Genomic DNA, 24,848 nt, shown 5'->3' on the forward strand with positions numbered 1-24,848 from the left:
GCTCCCTTATTCGTTCGGCAGGGTTCGGCCTCCAGCCTTAAGCAAGTTTAAGCGCTTGGGCTGCTAAGGGCCTTGCAACTTCCATGCGGGGAGGGAGCATGGGATGGCAATGACGCAAGTCGATCGACCGGGGGCCGGCAAATGGCGAAGCGAAGGGCGCGGTGCACCGGCGCTCGGCGCGGTCGGGCATCTGGATAATGGCTTTTCCGCCCTGCCCTGGCCCGAATGCCAAGGGCAGGCCTTTATCGAACAATGGAAGGAATTGGGGCGGACCTCTGTCTCTCCCAACCCGTTCAACGAAGACTGGTTCATCCTTTCCGGCCTGCGCGCGTTCGATCCTGAAGGCCGTGTCAGGCTCGCGACGCTGGTCAGCGGCGGTCGGCTCGTTGGCCTGTTGCCGATCCTCGCTGCACGTACATATCATGGGCGGCCCCTCCCGCATCTCGCAGGCTGGCAGCACGCCAACAGCTTCTGCGGCGAACCGCTGATCCGTGTCGGTTTCGAACACGAATTCTGGACCGCGCTGCTTGCATGGGCCGACGCGCAAAGCGGCTTGTCGACCTTTCTGCATCTTGGCGGATGCCCTGCGGCCAGCCCCGCCCTCGCCACTCTGAATTCGGTCTGCGCGCGGACGAATCGTGCTCCTTCCATCGTGCATCGCGAAGAACGAGCGGTGCTGCACCATGGCCCGTCTCCCGAAGCGCATCTCGTCGCTGCCGCCAGCAAGAAACGTCGCAAGGATTGGGCACGCCGCCGCCGACGGCTCGAGGAAGAGGGCGAACTCCAATTCGGTTGTCGCGACGATGCAGAAGGCCTGGAAAGCTGGATCGACGAATTTCTCCGGCTGGAACGGGCCGGATGGAAGGGCGATGAAGGATCGGCCCTTGCCAGCGACCACCGGACCGAGGCCATGTTCCGCGCCAGCCTGACCGGTGCCGCCGGGGCCGGGCGTCTCCAGCGCCTCGCCTTTCATCTCGATGGCCGGCCCGTGGTGATGCTCGCCAATTTCCTGGCACCCCCGCACGCCTTCAGCTTCAAGACCGCTTATGACGAAGACCTCGCTCGCTTTTCGCCCGGCGTCTTGCTTCAACTCGAAAACCTTGCCCTTCTCGATCGCGACGACATCGCGCTGACCGATAGCTGCGCCGCGCCCGATCATCCCATGATCGATCACATCTGGCGCGATCGGCGGGAAATCGTCAAAGTCTCGATCCCGATCGGCGGCCGACTGCGCAGGATCGCAGGATCCATTCTGACCGGTATCGAGGGTCGCCGCCTGGAGAAACGCCCATGACCGTACACGACATGTCGCTCGCCCAGACCTTTCCGCGTTCCGCCCGCGAAACCTTTGCAAGGAATTATCCGGAAACGCCGCACAAGCTGACGCACAGCTTGACCGCCGATGCGCGCCTGTCGCTCGAAGGGCTCGCATCGCTCGCGGAAAGCCTTCCCGAAACGTCGATCGAATATAATCGCGGCGATCTTCCGGTCGGCATCGATGGGAAGCCGGGCGGGACAGGACTTTCGATCGGCGAGACCATACGCCGCATCGCCTCAAGCAATAGCTGGGCGGTGCTGAAGAATATCGAACAGGTCGCCGAATACCGATCGCTGCTGATGGAATTGCTGGAGCAGTTGCGGCCCCAGATCGAATCGGCAACCGGTGAGTTGCTTACTCCCCAGGCATTCGTCTTCATTTCCAGTCCGAACGCGGTCACGCCCTATCACTTCGATCCGGAGCACAATATTCTGCTCCAGCTGACCGGTAACAAGGCCATGACGCAATTTCCCGCAGGCGATCCGCGCTACGCCCCGGACCGCGTGCACGAAAGCTATCACCTGGGCGGTCCGCGCGAATTGCCGTGGGCCGAAGACCTGCTCGAAGGCGGCACCGAATTTTCGCTGGCGCCCGGCGAAGCGCTCTACGTGCCCGTGATGGCGCCGCATTTCGTCCGCAACGGTCCGGAAAGCTCCATCTCGCTCTCCGTTACCTGGCGTTCGGAATGGAGCTATGGTGAATCGGACGCGCGCTGTTTCAACGGGATCGCGCGGCGCTATGGCTTCAATCTCCGCGCGCCGAAACGCTGGCCGCATGCGAACCGTGCGAAATCCTTTTCCTATCGCGCCTATCGCAGCCTGTTCGGCGCGGGTTGACCGAAGCGAATCGGGGCGCGTAGGCGCGAGAGGTGACCGACCCTGCCCCAGACTCCTCGCCCCAGGCCCTGAACGACAGCCTCGTCCGTCTCCTCACTGTCGAGCGATCGGGCGAGACGGACCATTTCGACGGACCGTGCCAGCCCGGTGGCGTGGGGCGGGTCTTTGGCGGGCAGGTCATCGCACAGGCATTACAGGCCGCGCAGGCGTGTGCGCCTGACGGGTTCGAAGCGCATTCGCTGCATGCCTATTTTCTGCGAGGCGGGATCGAAGGCAGTCCGCTTGGCTACGATGTTTCCGCCGACTTCACCGGTCGCAGCTTCGCCAATCGCAGAGTGATCGCCAGCCAGCAGCGCGATGGTGCGTCCAAACCGATCCTCAATTTCACGGCCAGCTTCCAGCGTCCGCAGGATGGACTCGAGCATCAGGACGCGGCGATGCCCGACGTCCCGGCGCCCGAGGATCTGCGACCCGATAGCGAGATGCGGGCGGAAATGCTGGAGAAGATGGGCGATCGGATGAGCGAAAGCCAGCGCGCGTTGATGCTTCGCCCGCGCCCGATCGAAATGCGGACCAGTGACAAGCTGCATTGGATGAACAGCGAGCCGCGCGCGCCCCTGAACCATAGCTGGTTCCGCGCCGTGGGCACTCTGCCCCCGATCGAGGAGAACCGCGCTCTGCACCGGGCGGTGATCGCCTATGCCAGTGATTTTACGCTACTGGGTACATGCGTCCTTCCGCATGGGCTAAGCTGGATGCGCGGCGAATTGGTAGGCGCCAGCCTCGACCACGCGATCTGGTTCCATCGTCCGGCACGGGCCGACGAGTGGCTGCTTTACGTTACCGACAGCCCCTGGAGCGGCGGCAATCGTGGCTTCAACCGGGGGCGAATCTTCAACCGCGAGGGAGACCTGGTGGCAAGCGTCGCGCAGGAAGGAATGGTGCGGAAACGCGAGCGATAGCGGCGAACGTCACCGCCGCAAGCGTCTAGCGTTCAATGAAAAAGGGCCCCCATTTGGGAGCCCTTTTCACGTGTATGAATGTCGGCGATTCAAATCAACCGAGCAGCCATTTCCAGATGCTCCACATGATAGTGCCCCTTCTGTTTAAGCCACAGAAGAGTGCGTTAACCATGTTTGTTTGTCAATCGTTAACCAAGATGTCTTCGTCCGTCAGATCCTTCACCTTTCGAATTCAGTAACTTGATCAATTCGCGCGGTGGTATCGGCCGCGACAGGAAATAGCCCTGGGCACGATCGCAGCCCAGATTTTTGAGCACTTCGAGAGTCGCGTTATCCTCGATTCCCTCCGCGACCGAGACCATGCCGCTATCGCGTGCCAGAGAAATCAGATTGGCTGTGATCGCCCGCGCCTTGGAAGACTGGCGCAGATTGCCGATGAAAAGCCGGTCGATCTTGATTTCATCGAAGGGCAATTCGTAAATCGTTTCGAGATTGGCAGTCTCGATGCCGAAATCGTCGATCGAGAAACGAAGGCCGAGTTGCTTGATCCGATCGATCGTACGTCTTGCCACGTCGAAATTATCGATCCTGGCAGTTTCGGTCAGCTCGATCGTTATGCCGCTGGGGTCGATCGCGCGCGGGACGAGCTGACGCTCGATCAGATCGGCGATTGCCTCGTCGGCGAGCTGAATGGCAGAGATATTGATCGAAACCTCAGGCGCGCGCGCATGCACCGCCATCGCTTCGACCGCATCGAGCGTCTTGGAAAGGATGCGCTCGGTCAATTCGTCCAATCTACCGACCCTCTCGCACTGGCCGATAAACCGCTCTGGGGGAACCTGTCCCTGTTCGTTATCGAACCACCGCGCCAGGGCTTCGGCGGCGACAATAGTGCCGCTCTTCAAATCGAATTGTGGCTGCAGGGCGATATCGATCCGATCGTGCGACAGCGCCTGTTCGAGACGTGTCTGGAGGGAATGATCCCAATCCTCACCATCGGACTGGAAGTCGCTGATCATGAACACGGGCCGATAGGCTTCGCGTGCCCGATCCGCCCCAGCAATCGCCGAACTCAGGCGGTTCGATACGGTTCGGTCGACATCCTGATCGACGCCCAGGGTCATGGAAACGTCGAACAATCTTGCACCGACCTCGACCGATTGCGTCGCGATCGCTCGCAGCCCGCGCAGATGCGCTTCCAGGTCTTCGAATTGCGCGGTCTTCAGGCCGAATGCGAAATACTTACCGCCATCGTAATAGATGGTGCTGCCGCTCTGACCGAATGCCAGACGATCGGCGATCTGGCGCAGATAGCGTTGCTGTTCGCTCGGACTCAGAGTTGTGAAAACGGAATCGAGACGTGCCACCTTGGCCACGATGATGGCGAGTTGCGGTGCGACGGCATCGCCTCCCAAATCCCGATGCAGAGCCACGAAATTCGGCAAATTGCTGCGCGGCTCGATCAGCAGATGGCGACGCTTGTACCGTGCGAGAGCTCTTAGCCCTCCATAGATCGCCAGAAGGGCGACGGGATCCGAGAATTCGGCACGAACTCCGAACTTGGCGGCCACAACGATGGCGACCAAGATTATGAGTACGATACCGACATAGGCCTGCATGCGACCAAACGAACGAAGACGGCTGAGAGCGCTCGCAAGCAGCAGGGAAAAGATCGCAATCACAAGGACATGCCATCGGATGATCGCGCCGCTTCCCTGATTATACGTCTCGGCGGCCAGAATATGGATCAGACCCGAAGGCGTGACACCGGGGCCGGGAGCCCGGAAATCATGCTGCGAGCCGATGACGACCTTGGCGCCCGCCGGGATCTGCGGATACGTTGCGTTTCCGCCCATCAACTGCGCGCTATCGAAGCGCGAAACATCATCTAGACGGATCGCATAGTCGGGAGCGATCATTCTTCGAGACGACGTTCCGTTTTCGGTCAGTCGCGTCCACAAAGAAGGATAGCGTCGCCCGTTCTGATCGACATCAGATTCAATCAACCAGACGACATCGACGAAATCGCGCGTAAGGTGGTTGCTGGCAACCGGTAGTCCGTTTGCGAAATAAGCGTCGTTGCGGGTTTCTGTAGCGTTCAGGAGCCCGTCGGCGGCTTGATCCCGAGTAAGAAGAACATGTTCGCGGTTTCGTGTCAGCTCATTGCGCAGCGCCCGATCGACATCCGGCGAATCGCTGCGCCTGAGGGGCACGTTGACGGCAATAAGCTGAGCATCGGCGCGCTCGAACGCGCGAACGGTCGCGAGGATCTGGCGGTTCAGCGAAGCCGCAATTTCGGGTTCGGTATCTCCTCGCGGTTCAAGATCGACATACACCATGTCGCTCGCCACCGGTTTTTCGAACATCTTGGTCTGAAGCGACCAGATGGTGATGTCAATCGGTGCCAGAAAGCGCAAAGGCGCCAGTGCCAGCACCAATATCAAGGCGATGGCCGCGTGGCGGAGCCTTTCGGAGGCAAAAAGAGGACGGGTCCGGGTTTTCAAGGGTTCTTTCCAGTCCCCCTGCCCCTAATCCAACGTCGTAAATAACCCGTTTAAGCCATAACGGATGTTATTCGGCTTCCCTCGCTGCCGGGCTAGAAAACCTAACCGCCCGCATGGTAAAAATCATAGATCTGCCGGGCCACGCCCTCGCTGATTCCCGGCGCGCGCTGAAGGTCTTCGAGCGCAGCGGCCCGGACTTTCCCGGCAGTGCCGAAATGCAGCAAAAGCGCACGCTTACGGGCCGGGCCGATACCGGGAATCTCGTCCAGCGGACTGGCCGTGATCGCCCGGCTGCGCTTGGCGCGATGAGCGCCGATGGCGTAGCGATGCACCTCGTCGCGAAGGGTCTGGAGATAGAACAGCAATGGTGAATTGACCGGTAAGGTTTTTTCGCGCCCGTCGGGAAAATGGAAGACCTCCCGCCCTTCGCGCCCGTGATGCGGCCCCTTGGCGATGGCGATCAGCGGTACGCGTTCGATTCCCATTTCTTCCAGCGTATCGCGCACGCTGGACATCTGGCCCTTGCCGCCGTCGATCAGGACGAGGTCGGGCCACACGGTTTCGTGGCTGCCCTTCTTCCCTTCCTCACCTTCGGGGTGTTCGGATAGATTACGGAAGCGGCGCCCCATCACTTCGCGCATCATTCCGAAATCGTCATTGGTCTGCGCGCTCTTGATGTTAAATTTGCGGTACTGGCCCTTCTCGAACCCCTCGGGCGAGGCGACCACCATCGCGCCGACCGCCTTCGATCCCTGGATATGGCTGTTGTCGTAAACCTCGATGCGCTGCGGCACTTCGTCCAATTCGAGGAATTCGGCGAGTTCGCGCAGGATCTTGGCCTTGGTCCCGCTTTCCGCCAGCCGCCGCTCCAGCGCCTCGACCGCATTGCGGGTGGCCTGCTGCATCAGCTTGCGCCGATCGCCACGCTGGGGGATCGAGATGGCGACAACGTGTCCCGCCTTTTCGGCCAGCGCCTCGGCGATCAGATCCTGTTCGGGCAATTCCCGATCGGCGAGGATCGTGCGCGGCGGCGGCACTTCCTCGTAGAACTGGAGCAGAACGTCGGCGAGCACTTCGGCTTCTTCGACATCGCCGGTGTTCTTGGGAAAGATCGCCCGATGGCCCCAGTTCTGCCCACCCCGGATGAAGAAAGCCTGGACCCCCATCTGCCCGCCCTTGGCCGACAGCGCGAACACGTCCGCATCGCCCACGCCGCTCGCATTGATCGCCTGGCTGCCCTGGATGAAGGTCGCCGCGCGTAAACGATCGCGCAGGATCGCCGCCGTCTCGAAATCCAGGTCCTGCGCGGCTTTGGCCATCTGTTTCTCGATGCTCGCCTGCACCGCGCCCGACTTGCCGCCGAGGAAGTCCTTCGCCTCGCGCATCAGGCTGGCATAGCCCTCCTGATCGATCCGCCCTACGCAGGGCGCGGAGCAGCGCTTGATCTGATACAGGAGGCAGGGCCGATCGCGGTTCGAGAAGAAACTGTCGGTACAACTGCGCAGCAGAAACAGCTTCTGCAGCGCATTCAACGTCTTGTTGACCGATCCGGCGCTGGCAAAGGGACCGTAATAATCGCCCTTCGCGCGGCGGGCGCCGCGATGCTTCTGGATGCGCGGAAAGGCGTGATCGGCGCGCAGAAGGATGAAGGGGAAGCTCTTGTCGTCGCGCAGCAGGACGTTGAAGGGCGGGCGATACCGCTTGATCAACTGCGCTTCCAGAAGCAGCGCCTCGGCCTCCGAATTGGTGACCACGATCTCCATCGCGCGGCACTGGCTGACCATCCGCTTGAGCCGGTTCGAGAGCCCTTTGACCTGCGTGTAATTCGCCACCCGCGCCTTCAGGCTGCGCGCCTTGCCGACATACAGGACATCGCCGCGCGTATCGAGCATGCGATAGACGCCGGGGCGCGGTTTCAATGTCTTCACCGTGTCGCGAATGACCCCCACGCCCGTCTCCAGATCGGGCTGCGCGCTCGCGACCGTGTAGGTCGCGCGTTCTTCGTTGAAACGCCCGCTGCCTCGGGGATCGTGGGGAGAACCGGCTTTCGTTCGCGACATGACGTGGGAGATAGTGCGCGCGCACGTTTTTCTCAAACTCTTGTGCGCGCCCGAGAGCGCTTGTCTAACACCCTGTTTCACGCCATCCGGCGGCGATGGACGTCCTTCCCACCAGCAATGCTTCCGCACCGCCGCGCATGATCGGCTTCTGGGGCACCGCCCTGTTCCCGATCAACGGGATGATCGGCGCGGGCATTTTCGCTCTGCCCGCCGTGCTGGCGGCGGGTGTCGGCAGCTTCGCGCCTTGGCTGATGCTGCTGGGCGGAACCGCCTTCATGCCTCTGGCGCTGTGTTACGCCTGGCTGGCGGGTAAGTTCGAGAACAGCGGCGGGCCGGTCCTGTACGGAGAGGCCGCCTTCGGTCGCTTCGTCGGCTTTCAGTCCGGCTGGGCGCGCTATGCCAGCGCCATCGTGACCGCCGCGGCGAATACCAGCGTCATGGTCGCCTATATGGCGGCGCTGTGGCCCGCCATGGCCGATCCGGTGATCGAGATGGGCGCCATCGCCACGATCCTTGGCATCATCACTGCAGTCAACCTGGTGGGCATGAGCCGGGCAGTCGGCGCGCTGGGTGTGATGACGGTGATCAAGGTCGTACCGCTCATTGCGCTCGTCGTCTCCGCGCTGTTCGCGGGCGATCCGGCGATCGGCTTCGCCCTGCCCGAATTCAGCGCAGTGGAAACGGTCGTGCTGCTGACCTTCTACGCCTTCATGGGGTTCGAAGCGGTGGTGGAACCGGCTGGCGAGATGCGCGAACCACGCCGGGACATTCCGCGCGCCATCGTGACCATGGTGGCGGGCGTCACCGCGCTCTACATGGCAGTGATCTGGGCCTATCTCGCGATTGCTCCTGCCGTCGCCAACGAGGAGAACGCGCTGGCCGGGGCCGCGCTGGAAACGATGGGACAGGTCGGATCGCTCGCCATCGTCGTCGCCGCAGCGTTCAGCATCGGGGCGAACAATTTCAACGGCGCCACCACCCAGCCCCGCATTCTCTACGGCATGGCGCAGCGGGGCATGCTGCCGCGCTGGTTCATGGGCGTATCCAAGCGATACGGTACGCCCGCCAACGCCATCCTGTTCACAGGCGGCGCGTCGATCGCATTCGGCATGTGGGAAGGATTTGCCGTGCTGGCCGTAGCGGGCACGCTGATCCGGCTTGTTACGTATTCGATCTGCGCAGCGGCCCTGCCGGTGATCGAACACCGCGAGGGGCGGATAAACCCCGTGCACGCCGTCTGCGCCCTGCTGGCGATGTTGGTCAGCCTCTACGTCGCGCTTCAGGTCGATACGCAGGCGGTGCTGGTGTTTTTGAGCCTGATCGTCCTCGGCACCGTGTTCTACTTCGTCGCGGGACGACAGGACGCGAAGACCAGCCTTCCGGTCGGATGATGACCGAGAACTTCGATGCGATAATCCTGGGTGCGGGTGCTGCCGGCCTGATGGCGGCGGCCCGCGCCGGGCAGCGCGGGCGGCGTGTCGCAGTGCTGGAACGCGCGGACCGACCGGGCAAGAAAATCCTGATTTCGGGCGGCGGGCGCTGCAATTTCACCAATCTGGGCGCGGGCCCTGCAAACTATCTGTCCGCCAACCCGCATTTCGCCAAGTCGGCGCTGGCCCGCTATACCGCGCGCGATTTCCTCGATCTGGTCGAACGCTACGCGATCGCGTGGCATGAAAAGACGCTCGGCCAGTTGTTCTGCGACGGGTCGGCGCAGCAGATCGTCGACATGCTGCTGGAAGAGTGCGCGAAAGGCGGTGTAACGATCCGATGTGGGCAGAACGTGACGGCGGTTTCGCGTGATGATGATCGCTTCACGGTCGAGACCGATGATGGGTCGATTGCCGCTCCTGCCTTGGTCATCGCCACCGGGGGCCCTTCGATCCCCAAGATGGGTGCGACGGGATTCGCTTACGATCTGGCGCGGCAGTTCGGGCTGAAGATCGTGGAGCCGCGCCCCGCCCTCGTCCCGCTGACGCTGGGCGGCGAGGAAGTGCTGTTCCGCGAAATTTCGGGCGTTTCCGCGCCGGTCGTGGCGAAAGCGGGCAAGGCCAGTTTCCCCGAAGCGGCCCTGTTCACGCATCGCGGGCTGTCCGGCCCGGCCATTCTGCAGGCCAGCTCCTATTGGAAGCCCGGCGACACCGTGACGGTCGATTTCCTGCCCGATCGGGAGCCCGGCTGGCTGTTGGCGCTGAAGCGTGAGAGCCCGCGCATTACTTTGCGGACCGTGCTGCGCGAACGCCTTCCCCAGCGCCTCGCCGATATCCTGGCCGAGCGGATCGACATCGCCAGCGAGCTTGGCAACGCCCCCGACAAAAAGCTGGCCGATGCGGAACGACGCCTGTCGGCATGGACCTTCACGCCCAATGGCAGCGAGGGATACGCCAAGGCGGAAGTGACGGTTGGCGGGATCGCCACGAGCGAGCTTTCCTCCAAGACCATGGAAGCGCGCCGCGTTTCCGGCCTTTATGCCGTGGGCGAAGCGGTCGATGTCACCGGCTGGCTCGGTGGCTACAATTTTCAGTGGGCCTGGGCGAGCGGGAAGGCCGCAGGCGAGGCGATCTAGGCCGGTCAGAACGCCTTGCGCAGGTCCACCCCGATATAGCGACCGGTCGGATCGATGCGGAAGGGCTGGAAGGCATCCGGCACGACCCCGTTCTCATCCTCCACCCGGCGGCGCGCATCGAACACATTGTCGACGCGGAACGAGACGCGGAAGCTGTCGAGCCAGCCCTCTTCCTTCTTCAGCACCTGACCGAGATCGGCGAACACGCGGATGTCGAATGTTGCCAGATCGCCATAGAACAAGTCGCTCGATCCCGGCAGGCCGGAGCCGTTGAGACGCGCTTCGCCGATGTAATTGCCCGACAGGCGCAAGCCGTATCCCTGCTTGAAGATGCCGCCTTCGAGCCGCGCGGTATGGCGCGGGATCGCGCCGCCCGCCAGGACGTCACCGTCGAGCTGGTCGAACAGCGGGCCGCCCTGCGACAGCAGCACTTCGTTTTCGAGCGTGATGTTGTGATTGAGGCTGAGGAAATAGCGCGCGCGGGTATCCTCGGGATTGCCGCCGAACATGCCGCCACCCCGGCGACGGCCACCGCTGCCGCGCCCAGATCCTTCACCCGAAGCCTGCGCCCCTTCCGCCGAACACATGCGGGCGCGCAGCGCGGCCAGCTTTTCGGGATCGATCTCGCCCGCCTCGTTCTTGAGGCGCGCCAGCATCTGTTCGGGCAGCCCTTCCAGATTGGGAGGATCGGCACAGATCGCCGTCCGCATGGCGGCGAAGCGTTCGCTGGTCTGTTCGGCCTGCTCCCCACAGAAACGTGAGCGGGCCTGCGCGATCTTCTCTGGGTCGGGATTGCCATCCGCATCGAGGAGGCGGGCGCGGAACGGTTCCGGAATTTGCGACAGGTCCGGCATTTCGCCTTCGGGCACGGTGCAGAACGCCTTGCGGATCGCTTCCATGCGCGCCGGATCCATCATCATGCCGCCGCCTTGGCCACTGGCCTGCCCGCCGCCCTGGCCGCTGGACTGGCCGCTCGATTGGCCTGGCGCAGTTCGCGCGGGCGGACCCCCACGCTCTTCGCGCGGCTCGGGCGCCTTGCCGATCTCGCCGCGCGTGTTGATCCCGAAAGACAATACCCGGCTGCGCGTTTCGAATAGGGTCAGCGGCCGCCGATCGATCGCCAGCAAGGTGCCGTCGCCATCGCGTTGCACCCGATCGGGGAAAGCCTGTTCGAACGCCGCACCGAAGCCCGGCGTGGAGGTCACATCGCTCGACCGGTTGATGCCGTAATCGACATTGATGCGCGTATTTTCCCAGAAGGGCAGCTCGTAATTGGCGCTGACCTTCCAGTCCTTCTGGGTCTCGGCGCGCAGATTCGGATTGCCGCCGGTAATCAGCGTCACGAACTCCGTATCGCCGCGCGCATAATCGAACACCGGCACGTTGAATTCGTCGATCCGGGGGCTGCCCAGCTCGGTCAGGCTCGGCGCGACTTCGCGGACGATCCGCGTCGCGGTGAGCGAAAGATTGTCGGTTAGCGACCATGTCAGTCCCGCGCTCCAATTGGTGAGCGCGCCGAAATCGGACAGATCCTGGATTCCTGCGGTCAGATTGGCGCTGAGGCCGCCGATCGCTCCCAGAAACCCGTCGCGCTCGGCGATGGGGACCGACAGGTTCACGCCGCCGTTCAAACGCCGCCGCGTCAGTTCGAGGTCGCTGTCGGCGCGGGTGTCGCTGCTCTCGATGCGTCTCCAGTCGAAGCCGAGATCCAGCGTCGTCGTCACCTCGCCCGCAGGCAGTTCCAGCGGATTGCCGATGAAAGTGGCCTTGTTGACGAAGGACCAGGTGCGGCTGTCCGCCACATCGAAGCCCGTCCCGTCGCGTCGGTCGATTTCGGTCTGCCCGTCCGCCACCACCGCGTCCGCCGTGAAAGTCGATCGCCAATCGCCCAGAACGCCGCTCAGCGTGCTGCCGAAGGATGCGGTGTCCGTATCGCTGCGGCGCTCGATCGGAGTATCAGTCCCCGGCACGAGACCTGAAAGGCTCAGACTTTCGCTGTGATTGAAAGCGCCATTGAGGCTCAAAGAAGCGCCGCTGTCCATGAAGGCGCGGACGTAATTCGCCGTCGCCTCTGCGCTCATGCTGTCGGCGATCAGACTGCGGAAGAAGGCCTCGTCCTCGCGCCCCTCGATCGTCAGGCCGCGCTCGCCTTCGGTCAGGAGGGTGGTGTCCTCGAATTCGACATTGAAATTGAGCCGCCCCTTCTCGCCGATGCGCAGAAAAGTCGCTTCCTGCTCGTTACGGGAGAACCCGCCGCGTGTCGGCTGGGCGTATTCGACCTCCGCCGTCACGGACTTGAAATTGGGCTTGAGGATAATGTTCACGACGCGCTGATCCGCAGAATAGCCAAAGCGCTGGGCGACTTCCTCGGGGAAGACCTCGACCTTCTGAATCGCTTCGGGGGGATAGTTCGAAAACTCGCGAAAGCTCGACACCCGGATGCCGTTGATGAGAAACACCGGCCGCCCGCCTCCGCGCCCGCCGCGCGCGCCGCTCTCGGTCGCGGGCGCGATCGCTTCCAGCACGTCGGCGATGGAGCCCGCCCCGAAAGCGGCGATATCTTCCTCGCTGAATTCCGCGATCGGTGGCTGATCCACGTCGAGCTGTCCGCGCAGCCGCGTGCCGGTGACGACGATGGTGTTCGCCGCGTCGACTACCGGTTCGGCCTGCGGTTCATCCTGCGCCCCGGCAGGTTCCTCGTCCTGAGACGGAGCCGTGTCCTGCGCCATCACGGGCTGCGGCGCGGTGGCTGCGAGCGACGCGACAACCAGAGCCAGGATCGAACCATGTGTCGTGAAGTGCAATGAACGAGCCTTCGATAAAAATCTGTCCGCCCCCCGGCGCCCACGCCTGTTGCAGCATGCGGCGTGAACCGACCATAACGAAAACAGCTTGCACTCGACGCCGGTCGAACCATATCGACACTTGGTCGGACTTGCGCCGACCCTCTTCCCTTTTATCCCGCGCGCGGCTAAAGCGCGCGCCCAGCCGGGCAAGCGTGCCCGGCGCATACGACCCATTCGGCTTTGCCCGAGATATTTCCCGAGACAAGGATACACATGGCCAAAGAAGAACTCCTCGAAATGCGCGGCCGGGTTGTGGAGTTGCTCCCGAACGCGATGTTCCGGGTAGAGCTCGAAAACGGTCACGAAGTGTTGGGCCACACCGCGGGCAAGATGCGCAAGAACCGCATTCGCGTGCTGGTGGGTGACGAAGTGCTGTGCGAATTGACGCCGTACGACCTCACCAAGGCGCGCATCACTTATCGCTTCATGCCGGGCCGTGGCGGTCCGGGCCCGCAATAAGTCGACACAGTCGGAGGCTCGTTCGATGAGCGCGCCGCGCCTGATTCTCGCTTCCGCCAGCCCGCGCCGCCGCGAATTGCTCGCGCGGCTGGGCGTGACGCCGGATGCGATCGCTCCCGCCGATATCGACGAAACGCCTGCCAAGGCGGAGCTTCCGCGCGACTATGCCAAACGCATGGCACGCGAAAAGGCCGAGGCCGCTGCGAGCGAAGACGCCCATGTCCTTGCAGGCGACACGGTGGTCGCCGCCGGGCGCCGCATCCTGCCCAAGGCCGAAGACGAGGCGACCGCGCGGCGCTGCCTCGAACTCCTTTCCGGTCGGCGCCACACGGTCCTATCCGCCATCGCCCTGCGCGCGCCGGACGGCACGATCCGCGAACGGTTGAGCGAGACGGCAGTCAAGTTCAAGCGCCTCTCCGAAGAGGAGATTGCCGCCTATCTCGCAAGCGGGGAATGGGACGGGAAAGCCGGGGGTTACGCCATTCAGGGCGCGGCGGAAGGGCTCGTCTCTTGGTTGCAGGGCAGCCATTCGGGCGTCGTCGGCCTGCCGCTTTACGAAACGCGCGCCCTTCTCAAATCGGCGGGATTCCGGCTTGGCTGAGTGGCTGGTCGAAGAGGGAATCGGCGAAGAACGCGCGGTTCTTATCGACAAGGGCGAGATCGTTGCGGCACGGCTGTTGTGGCCGGGTCGGCTGGCGGCTGGCCAGGTCGAGGATGCCGTGCTCGCTTCGCGCCATCAGGGCAGCAGACGGGGGACGGTGCGCTTTTCGAACGGCGAAGACGCGCTGGTCGATCGCCTGCCACGCGCCGCACAGGAAGGCGCGCCGATCCGTGTCGAAATAACCCGTGAAGCGCTGCGAGAGCGCGACCGGACGAAGCTCGCCCATGCGCGCCCGAGTGAATCCCCGCCCCGCCCAGCCCCGGGACTGGTCGAGCAATTGCGCGGCGAAGGGTTCGAGGCCCGATCCGTGCGCGGCTTCGACGGGAGCGCGTGGGAGGATCTTTGGCTCGAAGCCTGGCAGGGGGCGACCGCGTTCGACGACGGCGAGCTCGCTTTCTTCGACACCAGCGCCATGACGCTGATCGACGTCGATGGCGCGGGCGATCCGCGCTCTCTCGCGCTCTCAGCGGTTCCGGCCATCGGCACCGCGTTAAGACGCTTCGACATGGGGGGATCGATCGGGGTCGATTTCCCGACCCTCGCCGCGAAAGCCGATCGCAAGGCCGCGGACGATGCGCTCGACCGGGCACTTTCCGGCTGGGCGCACGAGCGCACCGCGATGAACGGGTTCGGTTTCGTCCAATTGGTCGCTCGATTTGCGCGACCTTCGCTGCTGCAACGCATCCAGCGCGGGCGGACAGGTGCAGCGGCACGTCTGGCATTGCGCCGGGCCGAGCGGGTCGAGGGGCCGGGCATCACGCTGCTGACGGTCCATCCGGCCTTGAAGGCGAAGCTGCGCCCGGAATGGCTGGCCGAACTGGAGCGCCGCACCGGGCGACCGACACGGTTGGCGATCGAACCCGCACTTGCGCTCGAGGCTGCCGCCGCCCAGATCGTACCGCATGACTAACGCCGCCAAACCCTGCCCCATCTGCCGCAAGCCCAGGACGTCCGAACACGCGCCCTTCTGCTCCGAACGCTGCCGCGACCGCGATCTGGCACGCTGGTTCGGCGATGGCTATGCCGTGCCGGGGCGCCCTGCCCTGCCGGAAGAAATCGCCGCCGAGGTGACCGGCGGGCAAGACGACTGAATCGCGCGCCGAAAACCCCTTGCCAAGCTCTCATGGCTTCGCCATAGGGCGGCGCTCCAACCGCTCGCCGGTTCCTTTCGAGGGCCGCCGCAAGAGTGCAAGCCTCGGTAGCTCAGTTGGTAGAGCACACGATTGAAAATCGTGGTGTCGGTGGTTCGAATCCGCCCCGAGGCACCATTTTCCCGATCAGGTCGCCCACCGTAATTCGGCATCGCAATCGCGATGAACGAACCATGCAGCTTTGTGGAAACCAAGGTGGCCGCCGATTGGTTGATCGGACGAACCTCCCTTCTCCAACAGACAGGACGACCGATCCATGACCAAGATTCTGGTGCTCTATTATTCCTCCTACGGCCACACAGCGAAAATGGCGGAGGCGGTGGCCGAAGGCATTCGCGAAGGCGGTGCGGAGGCGGTTATCCGCCACGTCGCCGAAACCGCGCCGCAGGAGGTGGTGGAAAGCGCCGGCTTCCAGCAGATGGAAGGCCATACCTGCATCGGCGGGCCGGACGAGCTGGCCGAGTATGACGGCATCGTCGTCGGTTCGCCCACGCGCTATGGCCGGATGACCAGCCAGATGGCCGCGTTCTGGGACCAGACCGGCGGCCTGTGGCAAAAGGGCGCGCTGATCGGCAAGGTCGGGGCTGCCTTCACCTCCACAGCCAGCCAGCATGGCGGGCAGGAGACGACGCTGTGGTCGATCCTCAACAATCTGCTCCACATGGGCATGACCGTGGTGGGGCTCGACTATGGCTTTCAGGATCAGATGGGCACGGACGAGGTAAAAGGCGGCGCGCCCTACGGCGCCACCACCATCGCCGGGGGCGACGGTTCGCGCCAGCCTTCCGAGACCGATCTTGCCGGTGCCCGCTATCTCGGCAAGCGCGTGGCGCAGACGGCCGCCAAGCTGGGCGCGTAAAAAGGATTACCCTTCGCCGCCATCGCTCGTAAGGCGGATCGCATGCATGAGACTGCCTCCGCATCGCTTTCCGCCTTCGACATGGCGGCGATCCTGGTGGTCGCCTCGGCCCTGCTGGGCTGGTTCAATCATCACTTTCTGAAGCTGCCGCACGTCATCGGCCTGACCGTGATGGGCGCGCTGGGCGCAATCGGGCTGATGGTGGCGAACACCGTCATCCCCGGCATCACGCTGGACGACACGGTGGCCCGCCTGCTCCAGCAGTTGAATTTCACCGATACGCTTTTGCAGGGCATGCTCAGCTTCCTGCTGTTTGCAGGCGCATTGCATGTCGATCTCGAACGCTTACGCAGCGCCTGGCTGCCGGTGCTGCTGCTCTCCACTGTCGGCGTGATCGTATCGACCGTGCTGGTCGGCCTTGCCGTATGGGGCGTCGGGCTGCTGCTCGGCCTTTCGATCGCACCGATCTGGTATTTCGTCTTCGGCGCACTGATCGCACCGACCGATCCGGTTTCCGTGCTCGGCGTGCTGAAGGAAGAAAACGTCCCCCTCTCGCTCCAGAGCGCGGTGGCGGGCGAGAGCCTGTTCAACGACGGGGTCGGCATCGTCGTCTTCACCATCCTGCTCGGCGCGGCGGTTACGGGCGCGGACTTCTCCCTTTCGGAAGGCGCACGCCTGTTCGCGATCGAGGCGGGCGGCGGCGTTCTGGTCGGCCTCGCGGCAGGCTATGTCGGCTATCGTGCACTCGCAGGGATGGACGAATATGCGATCGAGGTGCTGATCACCCTCGCCGTGGTGATGGGCGGCTATGCGCTGTGCAGCGCGCTCCATATCTCGGGCCCGCTGGCGATGGCCGTCGCGGGCCTCCTGATCGGCAATCACGGCGTCACTTACGCGATGAGCGACGTGACCCGCGATTACGTCATCAAGTTCTGGGAGCTGGTCGACGAGCTCCTAAACTCGGTCCTGTTCCTGCTCATCGGGCTGGAGCTGATTGCGCTGGTTCCAGGCACCAACGAGGTCATCATGGCGATCGTCGCCATTCCCCTGACGCTGGCGGCACGGGCCGTGGCGGTCGCCAGCTCGACCAAGCTCATCCCCGCTGCCCGCCTTCAGCAACAGGGTGCGGCGCGGGTGCTGTGGTGGGGCGGCCTGCGCGGCGGCATCTCGATCGCGCTCGCCCTGTCGCTGCCCGCCGGGCCGGTGCGCGATCTCGTCCTTGCCGCCACCTTCGGCGCGGTGCTCTTCAGCGTGCTCGTCCAGCGCGCGACGCTCGGTCGGCTGATCGAGCATCTCAAGGGCCAGCGAGCCGAAGCGGTGGAAGAGACGGACGGAAGCCCAACTGTGCGCGGGCATTGATTGCCTCCACCTGCCGGCTGATGTAAGGCAACCCGCTCTTGCCCCGGCACGCGATTCCACCGCGCCGGGGCGTCTTCTATTCGGCTTCCGGGGGTTTCCCAATATGGCACGTCGCCGCCAGATCTACGAAGGCAAGGCCAAGATCCTCTACGAAGGGCCCGAGCCTGGCACGATCATCCAGTATTTCAAGGATGATGCCACCGCCTTCAACGCCGAGAAGAAGGGCACGATCAACGGCAAGGGCGTGATCAACAACCGGGTGAGCGAATACGTCTTCACGCGCCTGTCCCATATCGGCGTGCCCACCCATTTCATCCGCCGCCTCAACATGCGCGAACAATTGGTGCGCCAGGTCGAGATCGTGCCGATCGAAGTCGTGGTCCGTAACGTCGCAGCCGGATCGATCTGCAAGCGTCTGGGCCTGGAAGAGGGCGAGCCCCTGCCCCACACGCTGATCGAATATTATTTCAAGGACGATGCGCTGGGCGATCCGCTGATCGCGGAAGAGCATATCGCCTGCTTCAACTGGGCCTCGAACGAGGAGATGCAGGACATCTCCAGCATGGCGATCCGCATCAACGATTTCCTGTGCGGCATGTTCGCCGCGATCGATATCCGGCTGGTCGATTTCAAGCTCGAATTCGGACGCTTGTGGGATCAGGATTACAGCCGGATCATCCTGGCCGACGAGATTTCGCCCGATGGCTGCCGGTTGTGGGACATCAACACCGGCGAAAAGCTCGACAAGGACCGCTTCCGCCGCGATCTGGGCGGCGAGGAAGAGGCCTATCGCGAGGTCGCACGCCGCCTCGGCCTGTTGAAGGAAGAGGATAGCGGCCCGGGCGAAGTGTTCGACCTTTCCGCCCATCGCGGCCGCCTGCGGAGCGGGAAGCCCAAGAAAAAGGGCTGACCCTTCGACAGATCGGCGGGATACGGTTACCACGGGGCATGCCTATCCTGCGTCGCGCCGTGCTTCCTATCATCCTGCTGTCCTCACCCTTGGCCGCACAGGATGCTGCGGGGGAGAATGGCCTTGCGGAGGTGGCAGAGCCTGCCGCCAGTTGGGATCCGGCGCTGTGGGATCTTGCCGATAGCGAATTCGCGCCCGAAGCCGCCTGGCGCTTCGGGAAGCTCGACAATGGCCTTCGCTACATAATCCGCCGCAACGACCGGCCCGAAAATACGGCGCTGGTCCGCATGGAGATCGCCGCCGGATCGCTGGACGAGCGCGAGGAAGAGCTCGGCTTCGCGCATTTCGTCGAACATATGGCGTTCAACGGATCGACCAATGTGCCCGAGGGCGAGATGGTCAAACTGCTCGAAAGACTGGGCCTCGCCTTCGGAGCGGACACGAACGCGTCGACCGGAATGGAGCGCACGCAGTATAAATTGGACCTGCCACGCGCCGATCCCGAACTGCTCGACACCGCGCTGATGCTGATGCGCGAAACGGCGGGCGAACTGACCTTCGACGAGGAAGCGGTGGCGCGCGAACGCGGGGTGATCCTGGCAGAGCGCCGCACGCGCAACACCTATGCGCTGCGCAATTCTATCGATTCGCTCGAATTCTTCTATCCCGGCTCGCGCGCTGCACGGCGCATCCCGATCGGAACAGAAGAGACGCTCGCGGCCGCAGACGCTGCAGGCCTGCGCGCCTTCTGGGAACGCGAATACGTACCGAGCGACACGGTGCTGGTGGTTGTCGGTGATTTCGACCCCGATCTGGTCGAGGCCGCCATCACGGACCACTTCGCCGATTGGCAGGCGGCATCATCGCCCGACCAGCCTTCCGCCGGGCCAGTGGAGAGCGCGGATCGCGGGCGCGAGGCCATCTATCTCGACCCGGCGCTGACAGAGCAGGTCACGATCGGGCGCACCGGCGTATGGATTGACCGCCCCGACACCGAAACGAATCGGCGCGACACACTTTTGCGCGCGGTCGGCAACCGCATATTGGGCCGTCGTCTCCAACGGCTGCAACGAAGCGAAGACCCGCCCTTTCGCGGTGTTTCGGCAGCCACGTCGAATTTCTTCGAAGCGGCTCGCAGCACGCAGCTCATGGCGGCAAGCGAGGAAGGGCGATGGCCGCGCGCGATTTCAACGGTGATCGAGGAATATCGCCGCATGCTGGAACACGGGCCGACGGCGGGCGAGATCGCGGAGCAGACCGCCAATCTGCGTACCGCCTTCGACAATGCGCGCGCCAACGCGGCCACCCGCAGCAACGCGGCCTTCACCGCCGAAGCGTTCCGGATCGCGCGCGGCGAGAGCGTGCCGACCGGTCCCGCGCAAGACTACGCGCTGTACGAGCGCTACGAATCGGAGATCACGCCCGCAGCTGTCCTAGCCGCGATGCGCGCCGATGCGATTGCTCTCGACGATCCCCTGATCCGCTTTTCGGGCCGGGTCGCGCCGGAAGGCGGGCTTGGCGCGGTGCGCGCAGCAGTCGATGCCGCTCTCCAAAAGCCCGTGTCCGCGCCGGCTGAGGGCGATGTCGGCCAATTCGCCTACACCGATTTCGGCCCGCCGGGCACAATCGTGGAGGATGAACGGATCGCCGATCTCGGTATCCGCACGCTGCGTTTTGCCAACGGGACGATGCTCAATCTGAAGACCACCGACCTGTCGGACGACCGGGTAATGGTGCGCCTGACGCTCGACGGCGGCAAATTGCTGGAAAGCCGCGCCGAACCGCTCGCGGTCGAATTGACGCCTCTGCTGTCGGCAGGCGGGCTCGGGCGTCATAGCCGGGACGAATTGCAGTCGATCCTTGCCGGGCGTTCGGTCGGGGCCTCGTTCGGCGCGGGCGATGAAGTCTTCGTGAGCAACGCCACGACCACGCCCGGCGATCTGGAGCTGCAATTGCAGCTGATGGCCGCCTACCTCACCGATCCGGGCTATCGCGCCGAAGGATTGGGGCCGTGGAAACGGTCGCTGGACGATTTCTTCGCGCAGCTGGGGCGCACGCCGCAATCGGCCCTGTCCGAAGGGCTCGGCCCGATCCTGTCGGACAGCGATCCGCGCTTCACCCGCCAGCCGATCGAGGCCTATCGCGCGCTCGATTACGAAGTCTTGCGCGAAGCGATCGCGGACCGGCTCGAAAACGGCGCGCTCGAAATCGCGATGGTCGGCGATTTCGACGAGGAGGAAGCGATCCGTCTGGTGGCGCGGACCTTCGGCGCCTTGCCGCAGCGCGAGGCGCAATTCCGCCCCTACGATCAGGGACAGCGCCAGCGCAGCTTCACCGACCGGCGCGAGACTTTCACTCTCACTCATGGCGGCGAGCCGGATCAGGCGCTGCTCCGCTTCTACTGGCCGACCGCCGATCAAAGCGACTGGGAGCTGTCGAGCCGTCTCACCCTGCTGGCGCGAGTGGTCGATCTGGCCCTGACCGAGACATTGCGCGAGGAACTGGGCCAGACCTATTCCGCGCTGTCCGCCAGCAGCCAGTCCGACGCCTATACCGGGTACGGTACTTTCGGAATCGGTGCCGAGGTCGACGTGGCGCAAATCGCCGAAGCGCGCGCGGCCATGGTCGCGACGATCGAGCGGATCATTGCCGAAGGGCCGGACGAAGACACGCTCGAACGCGCGCGCCGCCCCCTGCTCGAAGGGCTCGCCAATCGCTTCAAGACAAATGGCGGCTGGATGGCATTCACCGCGCGCGCCCAGAGCGAGGAGGATCAGCGCGAGCGTATGCTGATGGCGCCCGAGCGACAGGAGGCGATCACCGCTGCCGAGCTTCAGGCGCTCGCCGCGCGCTATCTCGATCCGGCGCGGGCCGTCGTGATCGAGGTCTTGCCGGACGCGCCCGCATCCTGACGCCTTGCTCTTGTCCGCGCAGGGCGGCATAGGCGCGCTCGATCCCGACCATACGGCCAGACCCCACGAAAGGCAGGTCCTCCCGATGAAAGTCCGCATTCTCGTCAGTCTGAAACCCGGCGTGCTCGACCCGCAGGGCCGCGCCGTCCACCACGCGCTGGAAGGCATGGGCTTCGAAGGTGTCGATGATGTGCGCATCGGGCGCACGGTGGAACTCGACGTCGCCGATTCGACCAGCGACGAAGCGCTCGAGAAGATGTGCGAACAGCTGCTCGCCAACACCGTGATCGAGAATTATCGCATCGAAAGGCTCGGCTGATGAGCTGGCGCGCGGCGGTCGTCACCTTCCCCGGTTCCAATTGCGACCGCGACATGGCGGTCGCGCTCGAACGCGCGAGCGGCACGCCTGCGCTGCGCGTGTGGCATGGCGATAGCGACCTGCCAGAGCGGCTGGATTTCATCGCCCTGCCCGGCGGTTTTTCTTATGGCGATTATCTGCGCAGCGGCGCGATGGCCGCGAACAGCCCGATCATGCGCGCGGTCAAGCGCGAGGCGGAGCGCGGCGTGCCGGTGCTGGGCGTGTGCAACGGTTTCCAGGTGATCGCGGAAGCGGGCCTGTTGCCGGGAGCGCTGATGCGCAATGCCGGGCAGACCTTTATCTGCCGCACCGCCGATCTGACGGTCGACAACACCGAATCGGTCTTCACGCGCGGCTACGAACAGGGCGCGTCGATCCGCATCCCGGTGGCCCATCACGACGGGAATTATTTTGCCGACGCGGACACTCTGGATCGCCTGGAAGGCGAAGGCCGCGTCGCGTTCCGCTATGGGGAAAACTACAACGGATCGCAGCGCGCGATCGCGGGTATCCTCAATGAAAGTGGCAATGTGCTCGGCATGATGCCCCATCCCGAACGCGCGGTCGATCCGGCGCATGGCGGAACAGACGGGCTAGTTCTGTTTGAAAGCGCCGTGAAAGCGCTCGCCGAAGCCTGAGGCTGCTCAGGCGGAGCGGATCGCTTCCGCACGCGAGAACACCGCGCGAGCATCTTCGGACGGCATCGGCCTGCCGAAATGATAGCCCTGGATCTTGGTGCAGCCCATGTCGCGGATCATCGCCGCTTCCTCGGCCGTCTCCACGCCTTCCGCCGTCGTCGTCATGCCGAGGCTGCCCGCCATGGCCACGACTGCATTGATGATCGCCAGGCTTTCCGCGCTGTTCTGCGAAGCACCTTGGACGAAAGTGCGGTCGATCTTGATGGTCGAGAATCTGAGCTTGCGCAGATAGCCGAGCGAAGAATAGCCGGTGCCGAAATCGTCGAGCGCCACCGAACAGCCCAGCGCCATCACCTGTTCCAGCGCGCGCCGCGCGACATCGGCATCGCGCAGGAAGATGCTTTCGGTCACTTCTATTTCGAGCCGGTTCGGTGTCAGGCCGCTGCGCGAAAGGGCCTGGACGACCGTGGTGGCGAAATCGGGCTCCAGCAATTGCTCGGGTGAGACGTTGACGTTTATCTTGACGTATTCCGGCCAGTTCGCCGCTTCGATGCAGGCCTGCTGCATCACCCATTGGCCGATCGGCACGATCAGGCGCGTATCCTCGGCCAGCGGGATGAATTTGGCCGGGCTGACGAAGCCATGCTCTGCACTGTTCCAGCGCACGAGCGCTTCGAAACTGACGAGATTTTCGCTACGCGCGTTCACGACCGGCTGATAGTTCAGATACAATTCGTTGTTGGCCAGAGCCGAACGCAGCGAAAGTTCGAGCTGGCGCCGCTCCTCGGCCGTGGCGTGAAGCGATGGTTCGTATTCATGATACTGCCCGCCGCCCTCGTCCTTGACGCGATAGAGCGAAAGATCGGCGTTGCGCATCAGTTCTTCGACGGTGCGTCCGTCGCGCGGACCGAACGCGGCCCCGATGCTGGCCCCGACATACAGGACATGATGATCGATCTGATAGGGTTCGGACAGATGTTCGATGATCGAACGCGCGACCTTCTCGACATAGGCGCGGTCCCCGGCGTCGCGGATCACGACGGCGAATTCGTCACCGCCCAGCCGGCCGCACATTTCGTTTTCGCCCATCAGCGAATTCAGGCGCTTGGCGACTTCCGCCAGCATCCGGTCCCCGATCAGGTGGCCGAGCGAATCGTTGACCGCCTTGAACCGGTCCAGATCGATCATCAGAAACGCGCAGCGCGTGCGCCATTTCTCGGAATACCGCAGAGCCGCCCCCAGGCTTTCGTTGAGCATCAGGCGGTTCGGAAGTGCCGTGAGCGTATCGTAGCGCGCGAGATAGGCGATCTTGGCCGAGGATTCCTGCTGTTCCGTCACGTCGGATCCTACGCCGCGGAAGCCCGCATAGCTCCCATCCGCTGCAGTGATCGCCGTGCCCGACAGTTCCCACCAACGCCGTTTGCCCGCAATCGAGACTTCGACCACAAGATCGGAAAAACTTTCGCGCCGCTTCAGCTTGTCGGCAAGGACGTGGAGGCTGGGCGGAAAATCTCCCGTTTCCCAGGCTTCGCCAGCAATCAGCTGAATGAAGGATACGCCCTCGATCTCGTCGAGCTCGCGCGAGAGAGCGAAAGCGAGGCGCGGCGTCACCGATCGCAGCCGCCGCGCGGGATCGAGCTCGAAGAGCCAATCCGCGTCGGAATCTTCATATTCGCGCAGCAGGAAGGATACGACCTTGCTCTTCTCGTCCATACCGGACTGAGCGACCTGGGCACTCATCGAAATCCAGGCTGTCTCGATTGAGGCACCTGCCCCGAGCAAAGCGGTGAGGAAAGCCAATGCGGCCGGAACCAGGGCGCCGACGAATGCGAAAGCGATCGTAGAAATCAGACCGATCGCGCAACAGAACGCGATCGCGCCGAGCGGAGCGCTGAACCGGCTGGCCGAGGAGGTCACGACCAGCATAGCCGTCACGCCCCAGACGATCATGGCTCCGAGAACGTCGCCCCTGACCGCCAGATACGCGATCATACTGGCCCATACGATGCCTTTCAGCGCCAGGAGAGCGGTATGCCGCCAGTATTCGCTGCGGGTGAAGACCCGTTTGTCGGCATCGGAAAGCTGGCGATCGAGTACCGTTCCATAAGCGATGACGCCAAAAAGCGCCGCCGCCCACGCGCCGAGGACCGCCCAGGAAACGCTGCTGTGCAACTGGCTGATGACCAGCACCATCCCCGCCAGATGCAAGACCTGCCGTGCGAAAATCCGTTTCGACAGAAGGGCGTATCGGGCCCCTTGCACCGCCGACCAGTCATCCGCGCCGGACTGCGAGAGCCCGATCACCGCAGCAACGCTCAGGCGGTCCGGTTCCGTGTCTGGATCTTTCATTTCGCTCACGCCGGCGCAATAGCCGGAAAAAGGTTATTTCGAAGTAAACCAGGGCTTTCCCGGCATCGGCAGGAACCGGCGATATGCCGATCCCTACCCA

General features: G+C 63.8%; 19 protein-coding genes and 1 tRNA gene. 16 read left to right on the forward strand and 4 right to left on the reverse strand.

All coding sequences use genetic code 11. From position 1 onward, the window contains the following. Positions 1 to 103 precede the first annotated feature (103 nt). The 3 genes from A3736_RS09190 to A3736_RS09200 are packed head-to-tail and all read left to right on the forward strand — an operon-like array spanning position 104 to position 3,116. Positions 104 to 1,294 carry a GNAT family N-acetyltransferase gene (locus A3736_RS09190; protein ID WP_156502057.1) on the forward strand — a complete coding sequence of 397 codons (1,191 nt, stop codon included), beginning with the start codon at positions 104 to 106 and terminating at the stop codon, positions 1,292 to 1,294. Next, positions 1,291 to 2,154 (forward strand): cupin-like domain-containing protein, encoded by an 864-nt coding sequence (locus tag A3736_RS09195; protein WP_082851412.1) that lies wholly within the window; start codon positions 1,291 to 1,293, stop codon positions 2,152 to 2,154. The genes A3736_RS09190 and A3736_RS09195 overlap by 4 nt, the downstream gene beginning before the upstream one ends. A 32-nt stretch (positions 2,155 to 2,186) precedes the next feature. Beyond that, positions 2,187 to 3,116 (forward strand): acyl-CoA thioesterase II, encoded by a 930-nt coding sequence (locus tag A3736_RS09200; RefSeq protein ID WP_067682011.1) that lies wholly within the window; start codon positions 2,187 to 2,189, stop codon positions 3,114 to 3,116. Between the two features lie 188 nt (positions 3,117 to 3,304). Here A3736_RS09200 and A3736_RS09205 read toward each other — a convergent pair whose 3' ends face one another. Together A3736_RS09205 and uvrC are read right to left on the reverse strand one after the other, a co-directional pair. Continuing rightward, positions 3,305 to 5,620: an EAL domain-containing protein gene (locus A3736_RS09205; protein WP_067682014.1), complete on the reverse strand. Its 2,316-nt coding sequence runs from the start codon at positions 5,618 to 5,620 to the stop codon at positions 3,305 to 3,307. 101 nt (positions 5,621 to 5,721) lie between these two features. Further along, positions 5,722 to 7,680 (reverse strand): excinuclease ABC subunit UvrC, encoded by a 1,959-nt coding sequence (gene uvrC / locus A3736_RS09210; protein ID WP_197465565.1) that lies wholly within the window; start codon positions 7,678 to 7,680, stop codon positions 5,722 to 5,724. Between the two features lie 95 nt (positions 7,681 to 7,775). On the opposite strand from uvrC, the gene A3736_RS09215 reads away from it, so the two are divergent. Next, the gene (locus A3736_RS09215) at positions 7,776 to 9,071 is read left to right on the forward strand and encodes an APC family permease (RefSeq protein ID WP_067682015.1); all 1,296 of its coding nucleotides are present in this window, start codon (positions 7,776 to 7,778) and stop codon (positions 9,069 to 9,071) included. Next, positions 9,071 to 10,246, forward strand: a complete 1,176-nt coding sequence (locus tag A3736_RS09220; RefSeq protein WP_067682140.1) for an NAD(P)/FAD-dependent oxidoreductase — start codon at positions 9,071 to 9,073, stop codon at positions 10,244 to 10,246. The genes A3736_RS09215 and A3736_RS09220 overlap by 1 nt, the downstream gene beginning before the upstream one ends. A 5-nt stretch (positions 10,247 to 10,251) precedes the next feature. On the opposite strand, the gene A3736_RS09225 is transcribed toward A3736_RS09220, so the two are convergent. After that, positions 10,252 to 13,050 (reverse strand): TonB-dependent siderophore receptor, encoded by a 2,799-nt coding sequence (locus tag A3736_RS09225; protein WP_067682019.1) that lies wholly within the window; start codon positions 13,048 to 13,050, stop codon positions 10,252 to 10,254. A 255-nt stretch (positions 13,051 to 13,305) separates the two neighbouring features. Here A3736_RS09225 and infA point away from each other — a divergent pair, with 255 nt between their 5' ends. The 11 genes from infA to purQ all read left to right on the forward strand — a co-directional run bounded on the left by infA (position 13,306) and on the right by purQ (position 22,399). Continuing rightward, positions 13,306 to 13,551, forward strand: a complete 246-nt coding sequence (gene infA, locus A3736_RS09230; protein WP_007163491.1) for a translation initiation factor IF-1 — start codon at positions 13,306 to 13,308, stop codon at positions 13,549 to 13,551. 25 nt (positions 13,552 to 13,576) lie between these two features. After that, positions 13,577 to 14,152 (forward strand): nucleoside triphosphate pyrophosphatase, encoded by a 576-nt coding sequence (locus A3736_RS09235; RefSeq protein WP_067682024.1) that lies wholly within the window; start codon positions 13,577 to 13,579, stop codon positions 14,150 to 14,152. Continuing rightward, positions 14,145 to 15,122 (forward strand): ribonuclease, encoded by a 978-nt coding sequence (locus A3736_RS09240; RefSeq protein ID WP_067682026.1) that lies wholly within the window; start codon positions 14,145 to 14,147, stop codon positions 15,120 to 15,122. Before A3736_RS09235 ends, A3736_RS09240 begins: the two co-directional genes overlap by 8 nt. Then, positions 15,115 to 15,303 (forward strand): DNA gyrase inhibitor YacG, encoded by a 189-nt coding sequence (locus A3736_RS09245; RefSeq protein ID WP_067682029.1) that lies wholly within the window; start codon positions 15,115 to 15,117, stop codon positions 15,301 to 15,303. The genes A3736_RS09240 and A3736_RS09245 overlap by 8 nt, the downstream gene beginning before the upstream one ends. A 101-nt stretch (positions 15,304 to 15,404) precedes the next feature. Beyond that, positions 15,405 to 15,480: transfer RNA gene (locus tag A3736_RS09250), tRNA-Phe, on the forward strand. A 139-nt stretch (positions 15,481 to 15,619) separates the two neighbouring features. After that, positions 15,620 to 16,222 carry an NAD(P)H:quinone oxidoreductase gene (wrbA, locus tag A3736_RS09255; RefSeq protein WP_067682032.1) on the forward strand — a complete coding sequence of 201 codons (603 nt, stop codon included), beginning with the start codon at positions 15,620 to 15,622 and terminating at the stop codon, positions 16,220 to 16,222. A gap of 42 nt (positions 16,223 to 16,264) precedes the next feature. After that, positions 16,265 to 17,581, forward strand: a complete 1,317-nt coding sequence (locus A3736_RS09260; RefSeq protein WP_067682035.1) for a sodium:proton antiporter — start codon at positions 16,265 to 16,267, stop codon at positions 17,579 to 17,581. A gap of 103 nt (positions 17,582 to 17,684) precedes the next feature. Beyond that, positions 17,685 to 18,491, forward strand: coding sequence for a phosphoribosylaminoimidazolesuccinocarboxamide synthase (gene purC / locus A3736_RS09265; RefSeq protein WP_067682038.1), 807 nt, complete (start codon positions 17,685 to 17,687; stop codon positions 18,489 to 18,491). Between the two features lie 38 nt (positions 18,492 to 18,529). Continuing rightward, positions 18,530 to 21,403 (forward strand): pitrilysin family protein, encoded by a 2,874-nt coding sequence (locus A3736_RS09270; protein ID WP_067682042.1) that lies wholly within the window; start codon positions 18,530 to 18,532, stop codon positions 21,401 to 21,403. Between the two features lie 85 nt (positions 21,404 to 21,488). After that, the gene (purS, locus tag A3736_RS09275; protein ID WP_067682044.1) at positions 21,489 to 21,722 is read left to right on the forward strand and encodes a phosphoribosylformylglycinamidine synthase subunit PurS; all 234 of its coding nucleotides are present in this window, start codon (positions 21,489 to 21,491) and stop codon (positions 21,720 to 21,722) included. After that, positions 21,722 to 22,399 carry a phosphoribosylformylglycinamidine synthase subunit PurQ gene (gene purQ, locus A3736_RS09280; RefSeq protein ID WP_067682047.1) on the forward strand — a complete coding sequence of 226 codons (678 nt, stop codon included), beginning with the start codon at positions 21,722 to 21,724 and terminating at the stop codon, positions 22,397 to 22,399. Before purS ends, purQ begins: the two co-directional genes overlap by 1 nt. Positions 22,400 to 22,405: 6 nt before the next feature. Here purQ and A3736_RS09285 read toward each other — a convergent pair whose 3' ends face one another. Beyond that, the gene (locus A3736_RS09285; protein ID WP_067682143.1) at positions 22,406 to 24,748 is read right to left on the reverse strand and encodes a bifunctional diguanylate cyclase/phosphodiesterase; all 2,343 of its coding nucleotides are present in this window, start codon (positions 24,746 to 24,748) and stop codon (positions 22,406 to 22,408) included. Positions 24,749 to 24,848 lie beyond the last annotated feature (100 nt).

Origin of the sequence: Erythrobacter sp. HI0063 (assembly GCF_001635685.1) — a bacterium.
GTDB lineage: Bacteria > Pseudomonadota > Alphaproteobacteria > Sphingomonadales > Sphingomonadaceae > Qipengyuania.